The sequence below is a fragment of the Runella sp. R5_40 genome (assembly GCF_057652295.1).
On record NZ_JBYFCH010000013.1, the window covers coordinates 129,840 to 141,022 of the forward strand.

Below are 11,183 nucleotides of genomic sequence, written 5' to 3' on the forward strand. Positions count from 1 at the left end.
TCACTTTGTAGAATCAGGCTTGAAGCAAGTTATGAAATTGAAGCTCCTGACCACACTTCTTTGTGGGGTTGGAGCAGCGATAGGCTGCCGTCGCGGTCTTCGGCCATGAGAATCATCCCGTTAGATTCTTGTCCCATGATTTTGCGAGGGGCGAGGTTGGCGATGAACGTCACTTGGCGACCAATCATTTCTTCGGGTGAAAAATGTTTGGCAATTCCGCTCAGAATCGTGCGTTTTTCAAAACCATCGTCCACCAAAAACTTCAATAACTTATCACTTTTAGGAACGCGTTTGGCTTCCAAAATGGTACCGATGCGAAGGTCTAATTTGGCAAAATCGTCGAACTGAACCGTTGGTTTGAGCTCAGGGACGGATTTGGTCGCTAATTCGTTCATTTTCTTTGCGTCGTGCAGTTTTTGTACTTGTTTTTCGATGACCGAGTCCTCGATTTTTTCAAACAATAAGAAAGCTTCTCCAACGGCTTGGCCTTCTGCCAACAGGTCGCTTCTGCCCGCTTCTGCCCACTGTTGGTGGCTGAGCGACAGTTGATTGCGTAGCTTTTCGGCGGTAAATGGCAAGAAAGGCTCGCTCACGATGGCCAAGTTGGCGGCAATCTGAAGCGCAATGTGCATGATGGTGTTTACGCGCTCGGCGTCGGTTTTAATGACTTGCCAAGGTTGGGTTTCGGCCAAATACTTGTTGCCCAAACGTGCCAAATCCATCAACAATGCCAAGCCTTCGCGGAAACGATAGTTTTCGAGGGCATCCCCAATCTTGACGGGGAGCTCGGCCAACGATGCGAGCGTTTCACGGTCAAAATCCGTTAACTCACCCAAGGCAGGAACGCTACCGTTGCAGTATTTGTGCGTTAAGACAACGGCACGGTTGACAAAATTGCCGTAAATCGCGACCAACTCGCTGTTATTGCGGGTTTGGAAGTCTTTCCACGTAAACTCGCTGTCTTTGGTTTCGGGGGCATTGGCGGTCAATACGTAACGCAGAACGTCTTGTTTATCAGGAAGTTCTTCTAAATATTCGTGCAACCAAACGGCCCAGTTGCGAGAAGTTGAAATTTTATCGCCTTCCAAATTCATAAATTCGTTGGCAGGAACATTGTCGGGCAACAAATACTCGCCTCCCATCGCCATGAGTGTAGCGGGGAAAATGATGCAGTGAAACACGATGTTGTCTTTGCCAATAAAGTGAATCAGCTTCGTCTCTTCGTTGTCCGACTTTTTCCACCACGACTCCCAGCCTGCGTCGGTGCCGTTCTGCTGAATCAACCAATCTTTGGTGGCCGAAATGTACCCAATCGGCGCCTCAAACCACACGTAAAGCACTTTTCCGTCGGTATCGGCAAGGGGTACTTTGATGCCCCAATCTAGGTCGCGGGTCATGGCACGGGGCCGAAGACCTTCTTTCAACCACGACTGACACTGACCAAATACGTTGGTTTTCCATTCGGTATGGCTTCCTATGTATTTTTCTACGTCGGGTTGCATTTTGTCCAAAGGTAAGTACCAGTTTTTGGTCGATTTTAAGACAGGTTTTGAGCCCGAAAGTGTCGAATGTGGTTCTTTCAATTCCATCGGACTGAGGGCGGTTCCGCAGCGTTCGCATTGGTCACCGTAGGCGTTAGGATTGGCACAAACGGGACACGTTCCAACGATATAGCGGTCGGCCAAAAACTGCTGCGCTACTTCGTCGTAATACTGCTCGCTGGTTTCTTCTACAAAGCCGTCTTTGTCGTAAATGGTCTTAAAAAACTCTTGCGATGTGCTGTGGTGAACAGGCAGGCTCGTGCGAGAGTAAACATCGAACGAAATCCCAAAATCAGCAAACGATTGTTTGATTTGCGTATAGTACTTATCGACCACTTCTTGGGGCGTAATTCCCTCTTTTTTTGCACGGATGGTGATGGGGACACCGTGTTCGTCGGTACCGCTTACAAAAGCTACATTGGCACCTTTGGCACGTAAGTACCGCACGTAAATATCGGCAGGGACATAACAACCTGCTAAGTGACCAATATGGATAGGGCCGTTGGCGTAAATGAGGGCCGCCGTAACGGTGTATTTCTTACTCATGGGATAATAAATCAAATTTGAGGCTGCAAAAATAGTAAAATAGCGTGGGAATGGAGAATTGTTTAACTTTGATGCAGTGCCAATTTTGAGTTAACCATGAAAAATTTTAGACAACAGTTGTACTGGGCAGTAAGCATATTGGCGTTGGGACTCTCGCTGGAGGGCTGCACGCCCAAAGAAACGCCCGTTTCCGTACCTCAAGCAGCGTCGTTTGATTTGCTTCAAGACCGTATTTTGACGCCCACTTGTGCCACTGCGGGCTGTCATGCGTCGGAGCAGGAAAGCACGTTTGCGCAGCACGGTTTGGTGTTGGCCAAGGGAAAAACGTATGATTTTTTGGTCAACAAAGACCCTAAAAACGCCAATGCGCGCATTGATAAACTAAAGTTAGTGACGCCTTATTTTTCGCTGCAAAGTCTTTTTTATCATAAACTGGTTTGGGGAGACAGTGGTCACCACAGCGGATTAAGTTACGGAAATCCCATGCCGCTCAACGGTAAAGCGCTTTATAAAGGACAAATTGAGTTTGTGCGGCGGTGGATTGAAGCAGGTGCTCCTCGCACGGGCAGCGTAGTGGATACCACACTCTTGAATGACAAAACACCAAGTTTTTAAGGTACGTGCTGCGTGGCGTGCGTCGGGGTACTCATACCCCGACGACCTATTTGCACAGGTTACTCAGCGGGGTATGAGTACCCCGCTGCACAGTACAATACCCCGACAACCTATTTGCGTAGGTTACTCAGCGAGGTATGAGTACCCCGCAGCACACCTAGTACCCCGCTGCACTTAAAACCAGTACTTTATTTTGTCGCGGGTACGTTTGAAACGAAGCGCGGTACTTTCGGCGGGTTCGCTCAGAATACCTTTGTAATAAGCGTTTTGGGTTGAGCGCTGAAACTGAAGGTAATAATCAAAAAACGTGCGGGCTGAGATTCGCCACTTTTGGTAAAACTGCTTGCTACCGTCGTTCTTTTTGATGCGTGATACGCTTTTCGACATAAAGTGATAGACAAGGCTATCGCCGATACCTCTAAAATTACGTACTCCTACGGCCCAAAGTTTTCTACAAATATCAGGGTCGGAATACATGCCAGGACTAAATTCGACGCTGAAGCCGCCAATCAAATTCCACATCCGTCGGTGCATGATGCTTGGGGGATAATTGGCGCCCTGCCAGTCGGGAATAATCAAACTGGACCATTCTTTCAGCAATTGTTCCTCCTTAAAGTTTTCGACGCTATCGCCATAGTTGTGGGGTGATGATACGTTGCCGCTGTTGGCTGCTACCCGTTCAATCATGGTCGATGAAAAGTAAAAATCGTCGCTTCCATAATCCGTCACTGCCCGAAAAAGTCGCTTGTCCCATTCGGGGCACACGTACATATCGTCGTTGATATAAACGATGTAGTCGGCTTTGGAAAGCGTAAAAGCGGCATTGCAAGCAACGCAAATTCCGACATTTTCGGCCGTTTGGGTGAAGTCAAGCTGTTGTTGTTTGGCCCATGCCACAGTGCCGTCGGAGCCGTCGTTGATGTGGAGAATAATCTGGTGGTTGTAAGTGGAGTTTTTGCGGATGCTCTCAACGCAAAGTTTGACCAGCGAAAGATTATTCCAAGTAGGAATGAGGATGGAGAAAAGTGGTTTTTCTCCATCCGAGTGTTGTTCATAATGGATGTGCATACGTCGTAAGAATGGTGTAATGATTTATTCTAATTTTCTTATTTCTACATAAAAATTAGGGTCTATCATCACAGCGCTTGCCTTAGATGCTTTGAGTGTTTTCCAATCAGAAGTTGGCTGTAGTGTCTTCCAATTATCGCCAATTTTCAATTTTACTGGCATCTCAAAACCTGCTACGCAATTGCTCCAGCGATACGAAAGCTGTTTACCTTCGAGTTTGTACTCTAACGTTGGAATGCGAACATCGCGGAGGTACTGGTCAAACACTTTTGACAGGTTTACGCCCGCTTGTGCGCTCATATACTCTTCAATTTGTGGTGACGTAACGGTCTGGTGGTAAAACGTCTTATTCAATCCGCGCAAGATGCCGCGCCACTTCTCGTCGTCGTTCACAATTTGTCGAATGGTATGGAGCATGTTTCCGCCTTTGTAGTACATATCGCCCGAGCCACTGTGATTAACACCATATACGCCAATAATCGGTTTGTCGTTGCGAATTAATTTTCGACAACCAATCACATATTCTGCTCCTGCTTGCTTACCGTGTTGATACTCAGTGTATAAGTTTTCTGAATAATTTGTAAAACTTTCATGAATCCACATGTCGGCCACGTCTTTGTAGGTAATATTATTTGCAAACCACTCGTGCCCCGACTCGTGGATAATGATAAAATCCCATTTTAATCCCCAACCCGTAGCCGAAAGGTCGCGGCCAAGGTAGCCGTTTTGATAGCCGTTGCCGTACGTCACGGAGCTTTGGTGTTCCATGCCTAAATAGGGGACTTCGACGAGTTTAAACCCATCTTCATAAAACGGATACGGCCCAAACCAGTGTTCAAACGCTTTGAGCATTGGTTTGACTTGTTGAAACTGTACTTTGGCTTTTTCTACGTTTTCGGGTAGTGCATAAAACGACAGGTCGAGCTTGCCTTTTTCGCCTTCAAAGGTGTCGGTCCAACTGACGTAGTTGCCGATATTTACGTTTACGCCGTAGTTGTTGATTGGATTTTGGACATACCAATGAAAAGTGCGCCACCCGTCGGCGTTGTTGGAAACACTACTTAAACGCCCGTTGGAAACATCCGTCAGACCTGGCGGCACCGTAATGCTGATTTTCATGCTGTCGGGCTCATCGTACATGTGGTCTTTGCAAGGCCACCACACACTCGCTCCCAAGCCTTGGCATGAGGTCGCGACAAAAGGCTGTCCGTTTTGGTCGCGTTTCCAAGAAAAACCACCATCCCACGGCGCACGTTTCGCGATGCGTGGCCGTCCGCCATAATACACCGTGATTTCTTCTTGGGCATTGGTTTTTTGGGGTTTTACCAACGTGACAAAAAAAGCGTCTCCGTCGCGCTTGTAGGTGAGCTCCTGACCATCTTGGGTAATTTTAGAAATCGTTAGGGGGCGTTGCAGGTCGATTTGAAGGACTTGTGACGGCTGAATTACTTTGTAGCGAACAGTTACACTGCCTCCAATCGTACTATCGGCAGGGTTGATGCGGGTATTGAGGTGATAAAACTGCAAATCCCACCAAGCACGTTCTTTGGTAATGCTGCCCCGCAGCGTATCGTCGTGCGTGAAGGTGTATTTTTGGGCGTAAAGGGTGAGGGAAAAAATAGAAAATAGCAGAGCTAGACGAAAAATTTTCATGGTAGAAGAGTGCTTGTAGTTTGCTTAGGAATCCAGTTTGGGATGAAAAATGCTTTTGATAAAGCAATAATACCAGTTTGTAGGGCAAAAAAAAATCCGAGCGGGAAGCCCACTCGGATTTTTAACCTTTACTCAACGTTATGAAAAACTCTATAGCTTAGACTATAGGTCGAATACAAGGTCACAATTTTTTTTTATTTTTTTTCAAAGTTTTTAAAAAAATAGCACCCAAGTCGAAAAATCTTCTGAAAAACGAGTGAATTTGTGGGCTGCGTAGGCAGGTACAAACAAAAAATCGCCCGTTTCTACTTCGGTCACATTTCCTTCTAACTCAAACGTTGCGCTCCCTGATGCGATGATGTAAGCTTCGTCGCGGTCGTGGGGAGTTTGTTTGTCCACAAGGTGAGGCTTGTAAAGTTCCACTTCTAAGTTGCTACGCCGAAACAACGAGATAAATTCCTCGGAGTGTTGAGTGAGTTTTTGAGAAGCTTCTGCCAAGCTAATTTTGTTTGCGAACATGATGGTAGTAAGTGAACCTTAAATCAACGGAAAATAACGCTCTTCCAACACTCGTAAGTGGTGAATGGGGTGGCCAATCAACACAAATCCTAAAGCTAAGGGAGAAATTTGCTGGTTAAAACTAACGCCCGAACGGTGAAACATCTCGTCGCTGAAACTTTTAAAAAGTGCGATGGTTGACTGACGAACTACGGCAAATTCATCCAGCAAATCGTCCAACGTGCGTTGGTTAGCGGTGGTGTTGGCCCCAAACAATTCTTCGTCGTATCCTGGAAGGCTTGTTTTGTCATTGCGGGCAAAACGCATCGCTCGATAAGACATAATGCGCTCGTTATCAATCAAATGTTGGATGATGTCCTTGGCCGTCCATTTGCCAGGTGCATAGACTTGGTCGCCAAGTGCTTCCAGTTTTTCTTTGATTTCGGGCGCGTGATAAAGGCCAGCTGTTGCCTCCAGACCGTCGATGATGTCAATGTCGTCAACAAGTAGGATGTAACGATCAAAAAACTGGGGCATGTGTTGGATGTCGGAACGTTTCATGAAGGTAGGTGAGTTAAATGTTCGGGTAAAGATACATTTTTACTGAATTCATCCCCCACGGGAGTTTCACGAACGGTACGAAGGGGAATCAGCCCCGACCAAATCGGCAGTTCTTGGTCTTCTTCGTCGTCTTTGGGCATCCCTGTACGCAATTTGGCCGAGGCTTCTACGATGGGAAACGACAAAACGGTGGTTTTACGAACTTCGCTCTCCGTCATGGGGCGTAGGTACTCCCAACTATTGGGGACAATTTTCTCCGTAATCCAACGGAGAGCCTCCCATTTAAGGGTAGTATCTTCTACTTTTTCGGCGTTGGAAAAAACCACGACCGAACGATAATTGACCGAATGATGAAAGGCCGATTTGGCCACCACCAAGGCATCTGTCAGCATGACCGAAATACAAACAGGAATGCCTTTTTCTAGTTCTCGAATAAAATGACTCCCCACCGACCCGTGAAGATAAATACGGTCTTCGTAGCGGGCAAATGCCGTGGGGAGGGCAAAAGGCTGCCCGTCGATGGTAAAACTTACGGTACAAAACATCGATTCATCCAAAATCGAATAAACGGTTTCTTCGTCGTACTGAGCGCGTTTGGCCAAACGACTTGGAGTTGTGCGGGGAGTTGGCTGCATGGGTTGGTTTTTTTTTGACAAAAGTATATCTTTACTGGATTGCTATACGTGTCCACTTTTAATAAAGTAAGTAGTCCACTTTTTAACCTAAACAAACGATGAAAACCAAAAACCTATGGGTGTTTTTAGCGGGGATCAGTACGGCCTTTGCGCAAGTTCCCAACAAAGCCCACGAAAGTGTTATCAAGGAAATTAACCAAAAAGAAAAGCAGTACGGTGTGCTCTCTAAGCAAATCTGGACGTTTGCCGAAGTAGGGTACCAAGAAGTCAAAAGCTCGGCCATTTTACAAGACCAGCTTCGCAAGGAAGGTTTTAAGGTACAGTCGGCCGTGGCAGATATGCCTACGGCTTTTGTAGCGAGTTTTGGCGAAGGTAAACCTGTGATTGGTATTTTGGGTGAATTTGATGCCTTGCCAGGCTTGTCACAAGATTCAATTCCCATCAAAAAATCAATCGGAGGTATTGCAGGGCATGCTTGCGGGCACCACCTGTTTGGGGTAGGTTCGTTGGCGTCGGTGGTTGCCATTAAAAACTGGTTGGTGCAATCAGGACACAAAGGAACGATTCGGTTTTACGGTACACCTGCCGAAGAAGGTGGGTCGGGAAAAGTATATATGGTACGCGATGGTTTGTTTAAAGACGTGGACGTGGTACTGCACTGGCACCCAGGCGATAGCAACAGCGCAAGTTCGTCGTCGTCGTTGGCGAACAAATCGGCCAAATTCCGTTTCAAAGGCATTTCGTCGCACGCTGCGGCTGCCCCTGACCGCGGTCGCTCGGCTTTGGATGGGGTAGAGGTGATGAATTATGCCGTCAATATGATGCGAGAACACATTCCGTCGGCTACCCGAATCCATTACGTGATTACCAACGGCGGCAAAGCGCCAAACGTTGTTCCTGATTTTGCCGAAGTGTATTATTACGTTCGCCACCCAAGTCGTCAATACGTGGCGTCAATTTGGGAACGCGTACAAAAAGCGGCCCAAGGGGCGGCGTTGGCCACGGGCACGACGGTGGAAGAAGAAATCATTGGAGGCGTACACGAAATTTTGCCCAACGATGTTTTGTCGCAGTTGATGCACGAAAATTTGAAAGGCATTGGAGGAATGAAATATACGGCCGAGGAATTGAAATATGCCGAAGAAATCAGCAAAACGCAAGGAATGGGGATTCGGGAGCTAAGTTCAGTTGAAACGATTGAACCATTGGCCAACGAGGGACTAAGCAGTGCCTCAACGGACGTAGGTGATGTGAGCTGGGCGGTGCCAACTGTTGGTTTGCGCACGGCTACGTGGGTGCCAGGTACGCCTGCCCACAGTTGGCAAGCAGTAGCGGCGGGGGGCACGAGCATTGGACGAAAAGGAATGGTGATTGCGGCCAAAGCGTTGGCAACGACGGCCATTGATTTATTCCAAAACGAAAAAATAATCTCGGAAGCCAAAGCCGAATTTGAAAAACGCCGTGGGGCTGATTTTACCTATAAAGCCTTGGTCGGCGACCGCAAACCAGCCCTTAATTATAGAGATTAAGAGAATGATGAATCTTTGAATGACGAATACTTCGAGTGACGAATGACGAACTTTTTTTTCGTCATTCGGTCTATTCGTCATTCAAAAAATTCGTCACTCGTCATTCAAAAAATTCGTCACTCGAAAAATGCTTGTTTCTCAGTTACAATTATCCATCGACAAAAACGCCAAGCAACCAGCGTATTTGCAATTGGCCAATCAGCTGATTCAGTTGATTCGGACGGGCGAGCTGCGGGCGGGACAGAAACTAATTGGTACTCGCTCGTTGGCAGAACTGCTTGATATTCATCGCAAAACGGTCGTGCAAGCCTACGATGAACTGTTGGTGCAAGGCTGGTTAGAAAGCAAAACAGGGAGCGGGACGTACGTGGTTGAAACTTTACCCGAAGTTGAACCCCAAAAACTGAGCAAACAGACGCTCGAAAAAGTGAATCCTGCCAAAAAAGCGGGGTTTACTTTTGCCCAGCCACCGCATTTACGTCGCGATGTGTTGACGTCGGGGTATGCCTTGCATTTGGACGATGGTTTTCCTGATCCACGTTTGGCACCACTCGCCGAACTAAGCCGTGTGTATCGAAGTCAATTGCTGCTGGGGAATCAGTACGTAAAATTGGGCTACGGTGATACCAAAGGGTCTGGTTGGTTGCGACAAGAACTTTCGTCGTATTTGAACGAAACACGTGGACTTAAAATTACGCCCGAAAACATCCTGATTACCCGTGGTACGGTCATGGGCATCCACTTGGCGAGCGCGGGTTTGGTACAGCGCGGCGACGTGGTCGTGACGGGAAAAATGAGTTGGGGAACGGCTACCACCAATTTTGTCCAAGCGGGCGCGCACATTGAGCAAATTGAGGTGGATGAATACGGTCTAGTGGTAGAAGAACTGGAAAAACTATGCCAACAAAAAACAGTTCGTTTGGTTTATGTGACCTCGCACCACGATTACCCAACGACCGTCACCCTGCGCGCCGACCGCCGATTGAATTTACTGAAATTGGCGGAAAAATACGGTTTTATTGTCTTTGAAGACGATTATGACTATGATTTTCACTACTTGAGCAAACCGCTGCTGCCGCTGGCAAGTGCCGACCGCGCGGGCATGGTGCTGTATTGTGGGTCGTTTACCAAAGCCATTTCGCCCGCCTTTCGGGTGGGGTATTTGGTGGGGCCAGAGGACGTCATTGCACATTTGGCACGCCTGCGGCGGATCATCGACCGACAGGGAGATTTGATGCTGGAAAATACGGTGGCCGAGCTCCTTCAAAGCGGGGTGATTGAGCGGCACCTTCGTAAATCGCTGAAAGAATACCGCAAACGGCGGGATGTCTTTGCCGAACTACTTCAAAACGAATTGAGCGATTACGTACAGTTTCAACTTCCCGACGGTGGGATGGCGATTTGGACGTTGTTTGATAAAAGTATTGACCTAGAACAATTTGCGGAACGTTGTCTCAAACACGATCTCTTTTTTTCCAACGGAAAACACCTTCACCCAACCCTCAACGGCACACGCTTAGGGTTTGCGTCGTCGAGAGAGGAAGAATTAGTGAGATGCGTGGAGGTAATGAAGCGAAACCTTTGATGCCCAACATCGCTGGGTGTTAGTCGTTTGGGGGTTAAATCACTGAAATGGCTTCTTTCAACACGGTAAAAACAACGGGGGTGACGCCTACAAACTCTCCGTCCATATCAATAGGTAACGGTTTTTGGGTGTCAATTTGAATGGATTTAGCAGATGAATAACTCACTTGGGGATGTTGTATAGGGCGGCACTTACGGATGGTAGGTAGGTGACGCAAGTAGTCGATGACCGTGATGTTTTTGAGCATTACTACTTCCAGCAGACCATCGTTGAGGAGGGCGCTGGGGGCTATCCCAAGGCCACTACCAAAGTATTTCCCATTGGCCACTACTAAGCTCATCATGGGGGTAGCTATTTCTTCCGCAGGGGTGCGGACTAACAGCCATTGGGGAGTATAACTCAAAAAGGTAGCCAAAATCGCCCGTTGGTACGTAAAATTAGCGCCAAGCCAACGTTGGTATCGGCTTAGTTTTTCAGCAATCACGCCACCAATGCCAACATCGGCGATATTGATAAAATAACGATGAGTCGGTTGGCCATCTACTGTTAAAAATTCAGCTTTTCCAACATCGACCAATGTGTTATTGGAATCCTGAATAGCTTCTAGTAATGAGTTTAAGGTATGTTTTTTGGCTAAACTTTTAACAAAATCATTACCTGAACCCGTCGCAAGAACGCCCAGTGCGACGGTACGGGAATCAAGTCCGCTTTTGGCACAGCCTTTCATAATTCCATTGATTACTTCATTGAGCGTTCCGTCACCTCCAACGCTGATTATAACCAAGGCACCCGATTGCACAGCTTCTTCTGCCAACATTGCAGCATGACCGCTATAGTTCGTAAGTTGAACGCTTATTGGATAAGCGGCAAAGGTATTTGTAATTTCAGGTATGATACGTTGGCTGGCTTTTTTTGAGCCATTGACAATGAAATAGATAGTGGTGTAGTTCAT

General features: G+C 47.3%; 10 protein-coding genes. 3 read left to right on the top strand and 7 right to left on the bottom strand.

The window, feature by feature from the left end; all coding sequences use genetic code 11:
- Positions 1-29: 29 nt before the first annotated feature.
- A complete protein-coding gene (metG, locus tag AC23N5_RS20555; RefSeq protein ID WP_487757052.1) occupies positions 30-2,087 on the bottom strand; it encodes a methionine--tRNA ligase in 2,058 nt (685 codons plus the stop codon).
- 96 nt (positions 2,088-2,183) lie between these two features.
- Here metG and AC23N5_RS20560 point away from each other — a divergent pair, with 96 nt between their 5' ends.
- Positions 2,184-2,702 (top strand): hypothetical protein, encoded by a 519-nt coding sequence (locus AC23N5_RS20560; RefSeq protein WP_487757053.1) that lies wholly within the window; start codon positions 2,184-2,186, stop codon positions 2,700-2,702.
- A 174-nt stretch (positions 2,703-2,876) separates the two neighbouring features.
- On the opposite strand, the gene AC23N5_RS20565 is transcribed toward AC23N5_RS20560, so the two are convergent.
- From AC23N5_RS20565 to AC23N5_RS20585, 5 genes are all read right to left on the bottom strand, one after another.
- A complete protein-coding gene (locus AC23N5_RS20565; protein ID WP_183971324.1) occupies positions 2,877-3,770 on the bottom strand; it encodes a glycosyltransferase family 2 protein in 894 nt (297 codons plus the stop codon).
- Positions 3,771-3,794: 24 nt separating this feature from the next.
- On the bottom strand, positions 3,795-5,423 hold the full coding sequence (locus AC23N5_RS20570; protein WP_487757054.1) for a M1 family metallopeptidase: 1,629 nt from the start codon (positions 5,421-5,423) through the stop codon (positions 3,795-3,797).
- Positions 5,424-5,636: 213 nt separating this feature from the next.
- Positions 5,637-5,942 (bottom strand): cupin domain-containing protein, encoded by a 306-nt coding sequence (locus AC23N5_RS20575; RefSeq protein ID WP_487757055.1) that lies wholly within the window; start codon positions 5,940-5,942, stop codon positions 5,637-5,639.
- Between the two features lie 18 nt (positions 5,943-5,960).
- Complete coding sequence (locus tag AC23N5_RS20580; RefSeq protein WP_183971327.1) at positions 5,961-6,482, bottom strand: DinB family protein; 522 nt, start codon at positions 6,480-6,482, stop codon at positions 5,961-5,963.
- Complete coding sequence (locus AC23N5_RS20585; RefSeq protein WP_183971328.1) at positions 6,479-7,117, bottom strand: pyridoxamine 5'-phosphate oxidase family protein; 639 nt, start codon at positions 7,115-7,117, stop codon at positions 6,479-6,481. The genes AC23N5_RS20580 and AC23N5_RS20585 overlap by 4 nt, the downstream gene beginning before the upstream one ends.
- Before the next feature lie 98 nt (positions 7,118-7,215).
- On the opposite strand from AC23N5_RS20585, the gene AC23N5_RS20590 reads away from it, so the two are divergent.
- Positions 7,216-8,646 carry an amidohydrolase gene (locus AC23N5_RS20590; RefSeq protein ID WP_487757056.1) on the top strand — a complete coding sequence of 477 codons (1,431 nt, stop codon included), beginning with the start codon at positions 7,216-7,218 and terminating at the stop codon, positions 8,644-8,646.
- Positions 8,647-8,773: 127 nt separating this feature from the next.
- The gene (locus tag AC23N5_RS20595; RefSeq protein WP_487757057.1) at positions 8,774-10,231 is read left to right on the top strand and encodes an aminotransferase-like domain-containing protein; all 1,458 of its coding nucleotides are present in this window, start codon (positions 8,774-8,776) and stop codon (positions 10,229-10,231) included.
- Between the two features lie 34 nt (positions 10,232-10,265).
- Here the strand turns inward: AC23N5_RS20595 and AC23N5_RS20600 are convergent, their stop codons facing one another.
- A complete protein-coding gene (locus AC23N5_RS20600) occupies positions 10,266-11,183 on the bottom strand; it encodes a diacylglycerol/lipid kinase family protein (RefSeq protein ID WP_487757058.1) in 918 nt (305 codons plus the stop codon).

Coding starts and splice junctions, on each gene's coding strand:
- metG (WP_487757052.1), bottom strand. CDS start 2,087: ATGAGTAAGAAATACACCGTTACGGCGGCCCTCATTTACGCCAACGGC.
- AC23N5_RS20560 (WP_487757053.1), top strand. CDS start 2,184: ATGAAAAATTTTAGACAACAGTTGTACTGGGCAGTAAGCATATTGGCG.
- AC23N5_RS20565 (WP_183971324.1), bottom strand. CDS start 3,770: ATGCACATCCATTATGAACAACACTCGGATGGAGAAAAACCACTTTTC.
- AC23N5_RS20570 (WP_487757054.1), bottom strand. CDS start 5,423: ATGAAAATTTTTCGTCTAGCTCTGCTATTTTCTATTTTTTCCCTCACC.
- AC23N5_RS20575 (WP_487757055.1), bottom strand. CDS start 5,942: ATGTTCGCAAACAAAATTAGCTTGGCAGAAGCTTCTCAAAAACTCACT.
- AC23N5_RS20580 (WP_183971327.1), bottom strand. CDS start 6,482: ATGAAACGTTCCGACATCCAACACATGCCCCAGTTTTTTGATCGTTAC.
- AC23N5_RS20585 (WP_183971328.1), bottom strand. CDS start 7,117: ATGCAGCCAACTCCCCGCACAACTCCAAGTCGTTTGGCCAAACGCGCT.
- AC23N5_RS20590 (WP_487757056.1), top strand. CDS start 7,216: ATGAAAACCAAAAACCTATGGGTGTTTTTAGCGGGGATCAGTACGGCC.
- AC23N5_RS20595 (WP_487757057.1), top strand. CDS start 8,774: ATGCTTGTTTCTCAGTTACAATTATCCATCGACAAAAACGCCAAGCAA.
- AC23N5_RS20600 (WP_487757058.1), bottom strand. CDS start 11,183: ATGAACTACACCACTATCTATTTCATTGTCAATGGCTCAAAAAAAGCC.